Genomic DNA, 14,127 nt, shown 5'->3' on the forward strand with positions numbered 1-14,127 from the left:
CGGCCGCCGGGTGCGTTGCCCGTCGCCGCCTCCCGCCGTCGCCCTCCGCCAGGCGCCCCGCCGCGGCCCCTCGCCACGCCCCCGCCGAGACCCTTCGGCCGGGACCGCGGCGGCGTGGCGGAGGTGGCGCGAAAGGAGCGCGGTGCCCGGGCGGAGGCCGGGGGTCGATTAAGGTGACCAAGTGAAGATCGCGCTCATGGACTCCGGCATCGGCCTCCTCGCGGCGGCCGCCGCGATGCGACGGCTGCGGCCGGACGCCGACCTGGTCATCTCCTCCGACCCCGACGGCATGCCCTGGGGTCCGCGGACCCCCGCCGACCTCACCGGCCGCGCGCTGGAGGTCGCGCGGGCCGCCGCCGCGCTGCGGCCGCAGGCGCTGATCGTGGCCTGCAACACCGCCTCCGTGCACTCCCTGCCCACCCTACGGGCGGAGCTGGAGCCGGGCATCCCGGTCATCGGGACGGTCCCCGCCATCAAGCCCGCCGCCGCGCGGGGCGGCCGCGTCGCCATCTGGGCCACCCCGGCCACCACCGGCAGCCCCTACCAGCGCGGTCTGATCCGTGACTTCGCGGCGGGCGTCCCGGTCACCGAGGTGCCCTGCCCCGGGCTCGCCGACGCCGTGGAACACGGCGACGCGGAAGCCGTCGTACGGGCCGTCGCGGCGGCCGCCGAACTGACCCCGCCCGACGTCACCGACCTGGTCCTCGGCTGCACCCACTACGAACTGGTCGAGGCACCCATCCGGGCCGCCCTCGCCGCGCGGACCGGCGGCGCCGTGCCGGTCTTCCACGGCTCGGCCGAACCCGTCGCCGCCCAGGCGCTGCGCCGTGTCGGGGCCCACCCCGCGCCGGAACTGCCGCGCACCGGCACCCTCACCGTGCTGCACAGCGGGCGCCCCGGGCAGCTCCCGGCCGCCGCCCTCGGCTACGCCGAAGGCAGGCTCCTCGCCGCGGCGGCCCAGGTGGCGCACGCCGCGCGGTGACCCCAGGACCACGCCCTGGTCGAGGCCGCCACTGAAACCGGCCCGGACCCGCTGCCGCGGTGAGGACCACACCGTGGCCTCCGTCGCCCGGGCGCGTGACGGACGTACCGTCTCCCCGGACTGAACGTCCGCGCCGCCCCCGCACATCTCGCCGCCCGCGCCCGGCGCCGGGAAGCGGGCCGAGAAGGCGCCCTCGGGGCCGAACTGGAACGGCGCGCCCAGCGCGTCGCCGACCGCCGAGCCGATGACGGCGCCGACGGCCCGGGCGCGCGGTCCCGGGTTCACGGGGCCTGCGGGCATACGGCGTCCAGCACGGCCCGGGCGAAACCGTCCAGGTCGTCCAGCCCGGCAGCGGCCAGCGTCCGAGGCGCCCCGGTCAGCAGGTGACCGGTCGCTCCGTGCAGGGCGAGGGACAGCGCGCGGGCCCGCTCCGGCGCGTCCGGGAGCCCCGCCGCGCGCAGCAGCCGGGCGTGGGCCGCGAAGTCTGCGGCGCCGATCGGGTCCAGCAGCGCGGCCAGCCAGGGCCGCCGGGCGGCCTCGGTCCGCAGCTCCAGGCAGGCCAGCACGCGCGGCCGCCCCGGCCCGGCCGCGTCGCGCAGCGTCCCGGCGAGCACCGCGGCCAGACCGGCCCGGTCCACGGGCCCCGGGCCGCCGTCGCCCCCGCCCAAGGCCCGCTCCCGCTCCCGGTACCGCTCCGCACACCGCTCGGCCACGGCCCGCAGCAGCGCGTCCCGGGTCGGGTAGTAGTTCTTCGCCGTGCCGGGCGGCACCCCCGCGACCGCGTCGACGGCCCGGTGGGTCAGCCCCCGGCCCCCCGCGTCCGCGAGTACGTCGACGGCCGCGTCCCGCAGCAGGTCTCTCCGGTCCTGGTTCACCGGGGCAGCCTAACGACGGGGCCGCCGGGGGTCGTCCGGGTTCTACGGCTCCCGTGCCAGGCGCTGGGCCAGTTCTTCCCCGGACACCTCCCGCTGGTGGGTGAGGAAGATCCACACGTGCCCGGCGGGGTCGCGCAGGATCGCCGTCCGGTCGCCGTGGAACTGGTCCGCGGGCTCCTGGAGCAGTTCCGCGCCCTCGGCCACGGCTGTCCGTACGAGCGCGTCCACGTCCGCGACGTAGACGTGCAGCGCCACGGACGTCCCGCCGAGCGCCGAGGGGGACGCGAACGGCCCCTCCCCGGATTCGCCCACCGCGTCGCCCAGCATCAGGACGGCCGCGCCGATCCGGATCTCGGCGTGCAGGATCCCGCCCCCGTTCCCCGGGCGGCCGAGCCGGAAGTCCTCGGTCGCGCCGAAGGCCCGGGTGTAGAAGTCGATGGCGGCGGCCGCGTCGGCCACCAGGATGTGGGGCACCACCGCAGTGCGGTGGCGCTCCGGAACGGTCCGCCGGACAGGCTGCTGGACGGCCGGTCCGGTGGTCCGCCGCGCCGTGGGATGCGTCATGGGGAGGAACCTAAAACCTCAAGTTTGGTTGATGTCAACCGCGGGCAGGTGCCGCCTGGACGACCCGGGGACCAAAGGGGCGAGAGGCGGTGGCGCGCGTGCGGAACGTGAGTACGCTGCTACACATGACGGACCACCCTCCGGGCCCGCTCTGGACCGGCCGGGCTTCCAACCGCGTGCAGTGGCTGATGGCAGCCGCGGGCGTGGCCTGCCTGGCGCTCGGCATCGAACTCGCCGTCGACTCCGCCTGGACCGCCGGGATCATCCCGCTGGTGATGTCGGTCGTCGGCTGCCTCGCCGCCGGGCTGCTGATCCTGTATGGCACCCTCGCCTTCGTCCACGTCGCCGTCACCGTCGACTCGCAGAGCCTGGAAGTGCGCTGCGGCCACATAGGGCTGCCGCGCCGCCGGATCAGCCTCGCCGAGGTCACCGAGGCCGAGTTCGCCCCCCGGATCACCCCCCAGCAATGGGGCGGCTGGGGCTACCGCTGGCGCCCCGAGAAGGGCACCGCCGTCATCGTCCGGCGCGGCGAGGGCCTGGTGCTGCGGCTCGGCGACGGCAAGGTCTTCACCGTGACCGTCGACGACGCCGAGAACGCCGTCCGCGTCATCCGCACCCACCTGCGCTCCCTCACCGGCTAGTGCCGCGCGCTCAGCCGGGCGACGTACACTCCGCCAGATGAGCAGCAGCGCCACCCGAGCGGTCGACGACGAACCCCCAGCCCAGCCCGCACCCGGCGGCCCCGCGTCCCCACGGGCGCGCAGGACCGCCTGGCTGGTGCGCGCCGGGGCTTCGGTGCTCTCCGGGGTGCTGCTCTACCTGAGCTTCCCGCCCCGGCCGCTGTGGTGGCTGGCGCCCTTCGCCTTCGCGCTGCTCGGCTGGTGCCTCCAGGTGCGCCGGGCGCGCGCCGGGTTCGGCTTCGGGCTGCTCGCCGGGCTCGGCTTCATGCTGCCGCTGCTCTCCTGGACCGGCGAGGAGGTCGGGCCGGTGCCGTGGCTGGCCCTCGCGCTGCTGGAGGCGGTGTTCGTCGGGCTCACCGGGCTCGGGATCGGCCTGGTCCGGCGGCTGCCCGGGTGGCCGCTGTGGGCCGCCGCCGTCTGGGTCGCGGGCGAGGCGGTCCGGGCCCGGATCCCCTTCGGCGGTTTCCCCTGGGGCAAGATCGCGTTCGGGCAGGCCGACGGGTACTTCCTCCCGCTCGTCGCGCTCGGCGGCACCCCGCTGGTCGGCTTCGCCGTGGCCCTGTGCGGATTCGGGCTGTACGAGGCCCTGCGCGTCGGCCGCCTCACCGGGCGCCGGGCGCGCTCCGACGGGCAGGCCGTGACCCGGGCGACCGCCGTCACCGCGGCCGTCGCCGCGCTGAGCGTCGCCGTACCGCTCGTCGCGGCCCTCGCCGCCCGCCCGCTCGTCTCCGACGACGCCGAGGACGGCACCGCCGTGGCGGCCGTGATCCAGGGCAACGTGCCGACCATGGGGCTGGACTTCAACTCCCAGCGCCGGGCGGTCCTCGACAACCACGCCAAGCGCACGATCCAGCTCGCCGACGACGTCCGGTCGGGCCGCGCCCCGCGGCCCGACTTCGTCGTCTGGCCGGAGAACTCCTCCGACCTCGACCCCTTCGCCGAACCCGACGCCTACGCGGTGATCGACCAGGCCGTCAAGGCCATCGGGGTCCCCGTGGCCATCGGCTCGGTCCTGGCCCCCGAGACGGGCCCGCTGCGCAACACGATGATCCTCTGGGACCCGGTCAAGGGACCCACCTCCACCTATGACAAGCGCAAGATCCAGCCGTTCGGCGAGCGCATGCCGATGCGTTCCTTCGTCCGGCTCTTCAGCTCCGACGTGGACCGGGTCCGGCGCGACTTCGGCCCCGGCAGGGAACCCGGCGTCTTCGACATGGGGGGCAGCCGGGTCGGCATGGTCACCTGCTTCGAGGCCGCCTTCGACGACGCGGTGCGCTCCACCGTCCAGGCCGGGGCCCAGGTGATCGCCGTACCGAGCAACAACGCGACCTTCGGGCGCAGCCAGATGACCTACCAGCAGCTCGCCATGGACCGGGTGCGGGCCGTCGAGCACGGCCGGACCGTCCTCGTTCCGGTCACCAGCGGGGTCAGCGCCGTCATCCGCCCCGACGGCACGGTCGTCCAGCGGACCAAGATGTTCGTCCCGGACGCCCTCGTCGCGACCATCCCGCTGCGCTCCGGGCAGACCCCGGCGACCCGCTTCGGCCCGCTGCCCGAGTACGCCCTCCTCGCGCTCGCCGCGGCCGGTCTCGGCCTGGTGCTGGCCCGCGCGATCGGCTCCCGCCGCAAGGCGTCGTAGGGTCGGGGGATGAGCACCCCCGAGTTCATCCGCAGGATCCGCGCGCACGCCGGGCATCAGCTGCTCCTGCTGCCCGGCGTGACCGCCATCGTCCTCGACGACCTCGGGCGGGTACTGCTCGGCAGGCGCGCCGACACCGGCAACTGGTCGGTCATCGGCGGCATCTGCGAGCCCGGCGAGCAGCCCGCCGAGACCGCGGTGCGCGAGGTGTACGAGGAGACCGCCGTACGGTGCGTCCCGGAGCGGGTCGTACTCGTCCAGCAGCTGTCCCCGATGGTCTACCCCAACGGGGACGAGTGCCAGTTCACGGACATCACCTTCCGCTGCCGCGCCACGGGCGGGGAAGCCCGGGTGAACGACGCGGAGTCGCTGGAAGTGGCCTGGTTCGCCGTCGACGCGCTGCCGCCGCTCGAACCCTTCGCCGTGGACCGTATCCACCGGGCCCTGTCGGACGAGCCGACGGCCTGGTTCGCGGTGCCCGAAGTGGACTTCGAGGACGCGTAGCCCAGGTCCCGGCGCCTCGCGCCGTCAGGACCACGACGCGTCGCGGGTTACGTGGTGGACGCCCTGATCGGCGGCCCGGCCCGCGGCCTCGCGGTACAGCTCCTGAGCGGTGTCGCCCATGACCGCGCTGTAGGAGACGTCGTCGACCTCGCCGCCGGCCTGGTATCCGCCCAGGACGCCCGCGAGCGCGCCGTCCGCCAGCCACGGGCTGCCGCTGGTGCCACTGGCCAGTTCCGGGCAGTCGACGCGGCGCTGGGTCGGGCTCAGCATCGTGGTGTCGTTCGAGCAGACCAGCGGAACCTCGTCACCGGCCGGGTAGCCGACGATCGTCACCGTCACGTCGTCGGGCTGTTCCGCGAGTACCGGGAAGCCGCCGACCACGTCCTCGATCTGCCGACCGTTCAGCGGGGCGACGGTCGCGAAGGAGATGTCGGCGTCCGGGTCCTGCCCGTCCTGCCAGCTCGGGTCGACGTACTGGCCGGTGAGCTGCCAGGCCCCGTACGGCGCGGTGCCGTCCCGGTAGCCAGGCACGAACACGGTGTTCTGCACGTCGCCCAGGCAGTGGGCGGCCGTCGCGATCACATCGTGGCCGTCGCTGCGGACCACGGACGCGGTGCAGTAGTGCCCGCCGTCCGGCCCGGCCGTGAAAAGGGCGCCCACCCGCTGCGTGGATCCCGCCACCGGGGCCTGCGCGGTCACTCCCAGCGGGGGAGCGGCGGAGGCGTCCGGGATGTCCACCGTGAGCAGGGCGGACATCGCGGCCATCGCCAGCACGACACGGGCCGCGCGGCGGGCACGGAGGGCCTGTCGGGGAAACATGCGCTGGATCATGCCCAGATCGTGTAGCCCGAACCTATGGCCGGAGCCTCGGATTCCATAAGAATCCCCTGTGAATTCGGCGGCCGCGCACCTCGCCCGGCACCTCGCCCGGCACCTCGCCCCGCACCCCCGCCGGACCGCCCCCCGGGCCGCCTACGGCCCCGCCGAGCGTTCAGCGGCCGCCCGCGGTCCGCTCGTAGACCGTTACCCGGCGCCCGCGCACCTCCCGGTCCGCCACCGGGGTGAAGCCCTCCCCGAGGACCGCCGCCTTCACCCGGTCCCGCGTCGCCCCCGACGGCTTCGCCGCCTTCGCCGCGTCCGTGACCAGCAGGATCCGCCGCTGCGCGAGCATCGCGGCCCGCAGCCGCGCCGGATCCTCGCCCTCGACGCCCTTGAGGGTCCCCGACTCGGCCGGGGTCCGGGCGAGCGCGATGTCGGCCAGCCCGGTGAAGCTCCCGGGGGAGACCAGCGCGGTGTCCCGGCGCGCGGCCGGCACGAAGAGCACCGCGTCCCCGTCGTCCTTCAGCCGGGCCACCTCGTGCGCCACCGCGAGCACGTCGTCCACCCGGCTGGCCGGTGCCCGCCGCTCCCGCTCCATGGGCAGCATCGCGAGCACCGCGGCCCCGATGACCACGGGCACGATCAGCGCGGCCGCCCGGGGAGAACGGCGCGCGGCGGCCCGTACACCCGCGCCCAGCCCGGCGCCGATCAGCAGCGCCAGCCCCAGCATCGCGAAGAGCACGTACCGGTCCAGGAACAGCGGCTGCACCAGTGACAGCCCGGCCAGCGCCACGAAGGGCACCACGAGCAGCGGCAGCCCGACGGCGGCGGCCGACAGCCGCCGGGTGCGCGGCCCGTCCAGCGGGGCGCACAGGGTTCCGATGGCCAGCAGGACCGCCGGGCCGATCAGCATGTGCCAGGTCAGCGGCGGTATCCAGGAGACCTGCCCGGACTGGCTCCGGCTGAACAGGATCAGCGGCAACGCCCCCAGCCCCGCCCCCGCCGACGCCAGGACCCAGCGCCCGAGCACCCCGCGCCCGGCCCGCGTCCACCACAGGGTGACGGCGTGCGCGGGCAGGACCAGCAGCGACAGCCAGTTCAGCAGCGCGCACACCAGGACCGCGAGGGCGTACGCCGTCCAGCGCGGCCACGCCCGACGGCCCGGCCGGTCCTGGAGCAGCCCGGTCAGCAGCAGGGTGGAGAGCCCGGCCCCGGCCAGCACCAGGGCGTACGGGCGGCCCTCCTGGAGCTGGAACTGGACGGCGGGCAGCAGCCCGAGGGCCGTTCCGCCGCCGAGGCCCGCCCAGAATCCGGCCGGTCCCGGGACCAGCCGCCGCGCCGTCACCGCCACGCAGCCCGCCGCGGCCGCCACGGCCAGGACGGAGGGCAGCCGCAGGGTCGTCGTACTCGGCCCGAACACCTCGAAGAGGCCGTGCATCAGCAGGTAGTACAGCCCGTGCACGGCGTCGACGTTGCCGAGCATGTGCCAGATCTCGGCCGCCGAACGCCGGGCCACCTGCCAGGTCGCGGCCTCGTCGCGCCAGACGCTGTCCTGCCGGGACAGCCCCCACAGCCCCAGGCCCAGGGTCCACAGGGCGGGAACCAGCCAGCCGGTGTGCCGGTATCCGCTCGCAGGGACACGGGACACGCGCGATATGCCGGAAGTCATGGAAGTGCTGGGTCCTCAAAGGGGGTGCGGGGCGGGAACGACCAGTCTATGGACGCGACGGAAGGTTCCCGACCGCTGGTTGTGCGCCGCGGCACGTGATCACCCCGCGCCGGCGCCCCTAGCCTCGCCGCAAGGAGTACGCAGGAGCAGTACGAACGAGGGGCGCCGCCCGGTGAACTGGCTCATCCACGACTACCGCGAGAGCGATCTGGCCGCGGTCGTCCACCTGATCGACACCACCGCCGAACTGGGCCAGGAGTCGGTCTTCTCACTCGCCGAGTGCATCAGCGCCCTCACCGGGCGCCAGCCCGCGGTGGTCGCCGTCCACCAGGGCGTACCGATCGGCGCGGCCCTGGCCTGCGTCGCGGGGGAGCGGGCCTGGGTGATGCGGATCGCGATCTGTGCAGGCTGGCGCGGCCGGGGCCTGGCCAGCGCCCTGCTGGTCGAGCTGGAGCGGCGGCTGATCGCCGCCCGGGTCGGCCGGATCGCGTACGTCCTGCCCGAGGAGGACCTGCTCGGGGAGGGGCTGCTCAACGCCGGGTACACCCGGCAGCCCGCCGTCGCGTACTTCGAGAAGACCGAGCCGCTGCACGGTCCGGCGGCCGGTCTCCTCGACGAACTCGGCGGCCGCTTCCTGCCCGCCGACCTGTGGGACGCGGTCGCGGGCATGGAGACCGAGAAGGACCTCATCGAACGGCGCGTGGTGCTTCCCCTGGCCGAACCGGAACGGGCCGCGCAGCACGGGGTCCGGCCGCCGCGCGCCATCACCCTCTTCGGGCCGCCCGGCACCGGCAAGACCACCTTCGCCCGCGCGATCGCCTCCCGCCTGGGCTGGCCCTTCGTGGAACTGCTGCCTTCCCGGCTGGCCGACGAGGGGAACCTGGCGACCGCGCTGCGCGGCGCCTTCGCCCGGATCGCCGAACTGGAACGGGTCCTGGTCTTCATCGACGAGGTCGAGGAGATCGCGCCCGTGCGCACCGAACCCGCGCAGCCCGGCGGGATCCACGGGGTCACCAACGAGCTGCTCAAGCTGATACCCGGATTCCGCGAGGGTGGTGAGCGGCTGCTGGTCTGCGCGACGAACTCGATCCGGTCGCTGGACCCCGCCTTCCTGCGGCCCGGGCGCTTCGACTACCTCATCCCCATCGGCACCCCGGACGCCGGGGCGCGCGCCGCGATCTGGGCCCGCTACACGGCGGGGCGCGCGGACGTCGACGTGGCGGCCCTGGTGGAGGCGAGCGAGCTGTTCACGCCCGCCGACATCGAGCACGCGGCGCGGATCGCGGCGCAGGTGTCCTTCGAACGGGATCTGGAGGCGGCCGGAACCCGGGGCGCGGTGGCGGGGCCGCCCGGCGCGGGCACGGAGGACTACCTGGCGGCGGTGGCCCAGTGCAAGCCGACCGTGACACCGGCACTGACCGGCCAGTTCGAGGCGGACATCACCGCGCACGCCCGGTTCTAGTGCCGCGTCAGGCGATGTCTGCCCGTCAAGGAGCGGCGTCCGGTGCCTGACGCGGCACTGGGCCGTCTCTCGCGGATCCTGCCCGGCCCGCGCCGCCCGCTGCCGCGCCTCGGCGCGGTGCCGGAGCGCGGGCCCGCGCCGCGGCCCCCGCCAGCCGGCCGAGCATGCGAAATGGCCCGCGGCCGCTCCCCAAAGCAGCCACGGGCCTCCCGCGCGGACGTGGCATCCGTGCGGAACGGCCACGTTCCGGTTGGGGTGTTCGCCGGCTGGAACGTGACACGCAGGGTGCCGTGGAGGTGTCCTGCACACCTCCGTCAACACCTTCGAGTCAACCAGCCGGCCCGGGCTCGGGGCTTCGGCCGGAAGGCCACGGCCCGATGGGCCGAACGGGGGAGGGGCCGGTGGGACGACGTCACACCGGCCGACCCTGCCGCCCTCCGACGGAGGAAGCCGCCCGTGGGCTTCGTGATCTTCATGATCTTCATGACCCTGCCCGGACCCGCGCTGCGGCTCACGGCCGTGGCGGTGATCCGCCTCCCCGCTACCGGGGGCAGCGGTAGCTGAATTCCACGGCCGCCGTGTGCGCGCCGGGCTCCTCGATCCGGATCTCCGCCCGGGCCGGGTAGTCGCCCGTCCCGCGGAAGGTCCAGAGCAGGTGCAGCCGCGCCTCCCGCTCCCCGCGCGGCACCCGCTCGCTCAGCACGTCCGAACGGCTGCCGTCGCCGCGCACCCAGCGGTAACGGATCGTCCCCGGGTTCCCGTTGGTCCGTACGACGGCCACCACATCGGCCGTCGAGTCGCAGCCGGGGCCCCGCGCGTCCGTGCTCACCCGGACGTCCCGGACCGCCACGGCGGGCCCGTACCGCTGCCAGCCCAGGTACGCGAGGACGGCGGCCAGCACGACGAGGGCGAGCGCGTAGCGGCGCAGCCCCGCCCCGCGTCGCCCGCGCGCGGCCACGGCCGCGGGCGGCGGCGCGGTCACCGGGAAGGGCGCGGCCACGCCTGCCGTCACCCCGGGTCCGAACCGCAGCACGGAGCCCTCGACCCGGTCGGGCACGGCCTCCGGCCCCTCAGGGCCTCCGGGGGCAGCGATGCGGCGGGTCGCCGCGAGGCCGTCCGGACGCTCCGGACGCTCCGGACGCTCCGGGTGCTCCGGGTGCTCCGGCGGCCCGCTGATCCAGTGGCTGCCGAGCACGGTGGCGCTGTAACCGTCCTCCTCGGGGGCCGCCGGGGGCCCGGCGGAACCGGGCGGCTCCTCGGGGCCGGGACGCTGGAGGGGCTGGAGGGGCTGGAGGGGCTGGGTACGGTCGTCGGGATCGCTCATCAGCGCGGCACCTGCGCCTGGCAGCGCGGGATGGGCTTCGAGTCCGTCGCGGCCCCGCCGCCCGCCGCCGGGACGGTGGTGACGCGCACGCTCAGGTAGCAGCCGAGACCCCGGGTGACGGTGTGCGACTGGACGAGCGGGGCCACCGCGCCCGGCTGCGCCGTGAGCGTGTCCGCGCCGTCCGCGTACCGCAGATCACCGGACTCGGTGCCGAGGAACCACTCGATCCGCACCGTCACCGGGCCCCCCTTGGCATTGAGGGACACCGTCGCCCGCCCCACGCTCGGGCTGGTGGCGAGGGCCACCGACACCGATCCCACGACCACCGTCGGCGTCGGGGACGGAGTCGTGCTCGGCGTCGGGCTCGGCGTGGGCGTCGGCTTCACCGAGAGGGACGGCGACGGCGACGGCGAGGCCGAGACCGAAGCCGAGGGGGACGGCGAGGCGGACAAGGACGCGGAGGGGGACGGCGAGGGAGAATCCGACGGGGACGGACCCGGCGCGCCCGGTCCCGGCGGCCCCGCGCTCGTCGTCGCGAACGCGCTCACCACCGAACTCGCGTCCGGCGAGGCACCGATCGCCTGCGCCGCGAACACCAGCACCGCGCCCAGCACCAGAGCCGTTCCGGCCGCCACCAAGCCGCGCCGCCCCGGCCGCCAGGACACGGGCGGCGGTGGCGGCAGGACGGTCGTGGCCAGCGCGGTCGTCCCGGCGGCCGGAGCGCCCGCGGAGGGGAACAGCAGCGGCAGCAGCGCGGCCAGCGCCGCCAGCTTGCGCTGCCCGCGTTCCTCCCAGTCCGGCCCGTACGCCGCGCGGGCCACGACCTCCAGCTCGGCGACGAACGCGTCCGCGTTCTCCGGACGCTCCTGCGGCCGCTTCGCCAGCCCCCGGCGGATCAGCGGGCGTACCGGCTCGGGCGCCTCGGCCTCCGGGACCGGCGCCTCGATGTGCTGGACGGCCAGTTCGGCGAAGTTCTCCCCGGCGAAGGGCTTGCGCCCGGTCAGGCACTCGAAGAAGGTCGCGGTGGCCGCGTACACGTCGGCGGCGGGCGAGGCGGGCTCGCCCTGCCACTGCTCCGGCGCCATGTAGGCGGGCGTGCCCGCCACCCCCGGCGTCGTACCGCGCCCCGCCGCGATCCCGAAGTCCACCAGTTTCGACGAACCGTCCTGCGCGACCAGCACGTTCTCCGGCTTGTAGTCGCGGTGCACCACCCCCGCGCGGTGCGCTTCGGCCAGTCCCAGCAGGGACCCCTTGAGCACCACCAGGGCCGCCTCCGTGTCGGTGCTCCCCGAGCGCTTGAGCAGTGCGCGCAGGGAGATCCCGTCCACCAGCTCCATCACGATGGCGGCGCCGTCGGGCGCCTCCACGTACTCGTACAGCCCCACCACGTACGGCGAGTGCAGGCCGCCGAGCAGCCGGGCCTCCGCCCGGAACTCCCGGACGAACGCCGGGTCCCGGCGCAGCCGGTCGGCGAGGTACTTCACGGCGACCGCCGTACCCGTCGCGTCGTGCACGGCGAGCACCACGCGGCCGCTGCCGCCCGCGCCGAGTTCCCTGTCCTGCGTGTAACCGGGAACGGTCCACGTCTTCATCGTTCGCCCTCTGCCATGGCGTCACCGTGTCGTTCGAGATGTCCTTGGGCGCCCCGGCGGTGCCGGGCCATCTCCTGGGACACGGATTGTGCCGTGGCCGGTTCCCGGCCGGAAGGCTGTCTCATCCACTGGTTCCGGCCGCGGTTCGGGCAGATTTTCAGCCAGGATCCGGGACGTGGTTCAGGCGGCGGCCTCCCGGACCGCGATCATGTCGTGCAGCCGGTCGGCCGCCGCCCGCCCGAAGGCCGGGTCGTTGATGTGGGTGTCGTAGTCGTAGAGGTGGGCGGAACTGCCCCGAAGCCCCTCGCGCAGCGCCCCGAACAGCGCCCGGTCCGCCCCCGGATCGTGGTAGGGACCGCCGGGAGCGCCCAGCGTGGACAGCCCGCGCAGCGGCAGGCAGACGGCGGTGGGTCCGGTCGCCACCCGCAGCTTGGTCGCGACCCGGCGGCCCAGCTCCGCGCACTCCGCCTCGGTCGTACGGATCACCGTGATCGACGGATTGTGCACCCGGACCCGCCGGTAGCGGGCGTGCTCCGGCAGGCTCTCCAGCGGCCCGAACTTGACCATGTCCAGCGCGCCCAGGCTCACCACCTGCGGAATTCCCGCCCGCCCGGCCGCGCTGAGCCGGTCGGGACCGGCGGTGAGGATCCCGCCGCACAGATCGTCGGCGAGTTCGCTGAGCGTGAGGTCCAGGACCCCCGCGAAGAGACCCTGACCGGCCAGGGTCTCCAGGGTCCGGCCGCCCGCGCCACTGGTGTGGAACACCAGCACCTCGTAGCCGAGCCCGGTCAGCCGCTCGCGGGCCGCGTCCACCCCGGGAGTGGTCACCCCCGCCATGCTGGCCGCGATCAGCGGCCGCCCGTCTCCGCCTCTGCCCCCGCCCCCGCCCGGGAGGGCGGGGCGCAGTTCGCGGGAGGACCGCGCGAAGGCCTTGGCCATGCCCGCTACGGCCTCGGCGGCGTTCGCCAGGACGGGCGCGGAGACGCTGTTGATCCCCGCGATGTCCACCACGCTGTACATCATCGTGATGTCGGACGATCCGACGTACGGCGCCACGTCACCGGACGCCATCGAGGACACCATCAGCTTCGGCACGCCCAGGGGCAGGGCCCGCATCGCCCGGGTGGCGATGGACGTGCCCCCGCTGCCCCCTACCGCCAGCACGCCGTCGAGCCGCCCGTCGGCGTGCATCCGCAACAAGGTGGCTTCCGCGCCCCGCGCCATGGCCGTCACGGCCGCGCCCCGGTCGGCGGCCGCGCGCAGCTCCGTCAGTTCCGTTCCCGCCGCCCGGGCCACCGCCTCCCGCGGTACGTCGGCGGGCACCCGTGGATCGCCCATGATTCCTGTGTCGACCAGGACCACCTCGACGCCGGCGCGCAAGAGCCGCTCGCGCAACCAGCCGTACTCGACACCCTTGGTGTCCAGGGTTCCCACCAGCACGACGCTCGTCATGATGTGTAATGTCCACGCGGTCGGGCCCCGCTGGCAAGTCAAGGTCGAGTCAATCGTGCAAGAGCGTCAACAGCCGCTCCAGGAAGGCGATTTGGGACGTCACCAGGCTGCTTCGGGCCACCGGTGGAGCGAACCAGGCCACCCGGTCCAGCTCCGGGAACTCCTCCGTCCGCCCCGACCCCGGCGGCCACTCCATCGTGAAGGTCCCGGGCCGCATCAGCTCCGGATCGAGGTCCGCCTCGACCGCCCAGACCGTCACCAGCTTCCCGTTCGTCTGGCGCACCTCGCCCAGCGGAAGGTACGGGCCCTCCGGCGGCGGCAGCCCGATCTCCTCGGTGAACTCCCGACGGGCCGCGTCCCGGGGGGCCTCGTCCGCCAGGTACTCGCCCTTGGGAACCGACCAGGCCCCGGCGTCGCGCCGCTCCCAGAACGGGCCGCCCATGTGGCCGAGGAGCACCTCGACCCCGGCCTCCGCCACACCCGGCGGGACCCGGCGGAACAGCAGCAGACCGGCGCTGCGCTTCTGTGTCATGGACCGATGTATGCCCCGCGGGGCCGTGGTTCA

At 75.0% G+C, this 14,127-nt stretch carries 13 protein-coding genes; 5 read left to right on the forward strand and 8 right to left on the reverse strand.

Annotated features, from left to right (window positions below):
• Positions 1-181 precede the first annotated feature (181 nt).
• A complete protein-coding gene (locus tag QMF80_RS10295) occupies positions 182-982 on the forward strand; it encodes a glutamate racemase (RefSeq protein WP_283451814.1) in 801 nt (266 codons plus the stop codon).
• 281 nt (positions 983-1,263) lie between these two features.
• Here QMF80_RS10295 and QMF80_RS10300 read toward each other — a convergent pair whose 3' ends face one another.
• A complete protein-coding gene (locus QMF80_RS10300) occupies positions 1,264-1,857 on the reverse strand; it encodes a TetR/AcrR family transcriptional regulator (RefSeq protein ID WP_283451816.1) in 594 nt (197 codons plus the stop codon).
• Between the two features lie 42 nt (positions 1,858-1,899).
• A complete protein-coding gene (locus QMF80_RS10305; protein WP_283451818.1) occupies positions 1,900-2,421 on the reverse strand; it encodes a VOC family protein in 522 nt (173 codons plus the stop codon).
• A gap of 125 nt (positions 2,422-2,546) precedes the next feature.
• Here QMF80_RS10305 and QMF80_RS10310 point away from each other — a divergent pair, with 125 nt between their 5' ends.
• The 3 genes from QMF80_RS10310 to QMF80_RS10320 are packed head-to-tail and all read left to right on the forward strand — an operon-like array spanning position 2,547 to position 5,244.
• Positions 2,547-3,062 carry a hypothetical protein gene (locus tag QMF80_RS10310; RefSeq protein ID WP_283451821.1) on the forward strand — a complete coding sequence of 172 codons (516 nt, stop codon included), beginning with the start codon at positions 2,547-2,549 and terminating at the stop codon, positions 3,060-3,062.
• 37 nt (positions 3,063-3,099) lie between these two features.
• Positions 3,100-4,740 (forward strand): apolipoprotein N-acyltransferase, encoded by a 1,641-nt coding sequence (gene lnt / locus QMF80_RS10315; protein WP_283451823.1) that lies wholly within the window; start codon positions 3,100-3,102, stop codon positions 4,738-4,740.
• 9 nt (positions 4,741-4,749) lie between these two features.
• The gene (locus QMF80_RS10320) at positions 4,750-5,244 is read left to right on the forward strand and encodes an NUDIX hydrolase (protein ID WP_283451825.1); all 495 of its coding nucleotides are present in this window, start codon (positions 4,750-4,752) and stop codon (positions 5,242-5,244) included.
• Between the two features lie 24 nt (positions 5,245-5,268).
• On the opposite strand, the gene QMF80_RS10325 is transcribed toward QMF80_RS10320, so the two are convergent.
• Together QMF80_RS10325 and QMF80_RS10330 are read right to left on the reverse strand one after the other, a co-directional pair.
• Complete coding sequence (locus QMF80_RS10325) at positions 5,269-6,075, reverse strand: trypsin-like serine peptidase (RefSeq protein ID WP_283451828.1); 807 nt, start codon at positions 6,073-6,075, stop codon at positions 5,269-5,271.
• Positions 6,076-6,235: 160 nt separating this feature from the next.
• Positions 6,236-7,711 (reverse strand): glycosyltransferase family protein, encoded by a 1,476-nt coding sequence (locus tag QMF80_RS10330; RefSeq protein WP_502962813.1) that lies wholly within the window; start codon positions 7,709-7,711, stop codon positions 6,236-6,238.
• A 193-nt stretch (positions 7,712-7,904) separates the two neighbouring features.
• Between QMF80_RS10330 and QMF80_RS10335 the strand changes: the two genes are divergently transcribed.
• Entirely contained in the window at positions 7,905-9,194 is a 1,290-nt protein-coding gene (locus QMF80_RS10335; RefSeq protein WP_283451831.1) for an ATP-binding protein, read from the forward strand.
• Between the two features lie 541 nt (positions 9,195-9,735).
• On the opposite strand, the gene QMF80_RS10340 is transcribed toward QMF80_RS10335, so the two are convergent.
• The 4 genes from QMF80_RS10340 to QMF80_RS10355 all read right to left on the reverse strand — a co-directional run bounded on the left by QMF80_RS10340 (position 9,736) and on the right by QMF80_RS10355 (position 14,094).
• Positions 9,736-10,518 (reverse strand): hypothetical protein, encoded by a 783-nt coding sequence (locus QMF80_RS10340; RefSeq protein WP_283451834.1) that lies wholly within the window; start codon positions 10,516-10,518, stop codon positions 9,736-9,738.
• On the reverse strand, positions 10,518-12,110 hold the full coding sequence (locus QMF80_RS10345) for a serine/threonine-protein kinase (RefSeq protein ID WP_283451836.1): 1,593 nt from the start codon (positions 12,108-12,110) through the stop codon (positions 10,518-10,520). Before QMF80_RS10345 ends, QMF80_RS10340 begins: the two co-directional genes overlap by 1 nt.
• A gap of 180 nt (positions 12,111-12,290) precedes the next feature.
• Positions 12,291-13,562, reverse strand: coding sequence for a Tm-1-like ATP-binding domain-containing protein (locus QMF80_RS10350; protein WP_283451837.1), 1,272 nt, complete (start codon positions 13,560-13,562; stop codon positions 12,291-12,293).
• Positions 13,563-13,611: 49 nt separating this feature from the next.
• The gene (locus QMF80_RS10355) at positions 13,612-14,094 is read right to left on the reverse strand and encodes an NUDIX hydrolase (protein WP_283451839.1); all 483 of its coding nucleotides are present in this window, start codon (positions 14,092-14,094) and stop codon (positions 13,612-13,614) included.
• Positions 14,095-14,127 lie beyond the last annotated feature (33 nt).

This window comes from Streptomyces sp. G-G2 (genome assembly GCF_030063135.1).
GTDB lineage: Bacteria > Actinomycetota > Actinomycetes > Streptomycetales > Streptomycetaceae > Streptomyces.

Bases quoted from the DNA above. Each gene is read 5' to 3' on its own strand.
- lnt (WP_283451823.1), top strand. From the start codon at position 3,100: ATGAGCAGCAGCGCCACCCGAGCGGTCGACGACGAACCCCCAGCCCAG.
- QMF80_RS10320 (WP_283451825.1), top strand. From the start codon at position 4,750: ATGAGCACCCCCGAGTTCATCCGCAGGATCCGCGCGCACGCCGGGCAT.
- QMF80_RS10305 (WP_283451818.1), bottom strand. From the start codon at position 2,421: ATGACGCATCCCACGGCGCGGCGGACCACCGGACCGGCCGTCCAGCAG.
- QMF80_RS10325 (WP_283451828.1), bottom strand. From the start codon at position 6,075: ATGATCCAGCGCATGTTTCCCCGACAGGCCCTCCGTGCCCGCCGCGCG.
- QMF80_RS10310 (WP_283451821.1), top strand. From the start codon at position 2,547: ATGACGGACCACCCTCCGGGCCCGCTCTGGACCGGCCGGGCTTCCAAC.
- QMF80_RS10340 (WP_283451834.1), bottom strand. From the start codon at position 10,518: ATGAGCGATCCCGACGACCGTACCCAGCCCCTCCAGCCCCTCCAGCCC.
- QMF80_RS10345 (WP_283451836.1), bottom strand. From the start codon at position 12,110: ATGAAGACGTGGACCGTTCCCGGTTACACGCAGGACAGGGAACTCGGC.
- QMF80_RS10350 (WP_283451837.1), bottom strand. From the start codon at position 13,562: ATGACGAGCGTCGTGCTGGTGGGAACCCTGGACACCAAGGGTGTCGAG.
- QMF80_RS10355 (WP_283451839.1), bottom strand. From the start codon at position 14,094: ATGACACAGAAGCGCAGCGCCGGTCTGCTGCTGTTCCGCCGGGTCCCG.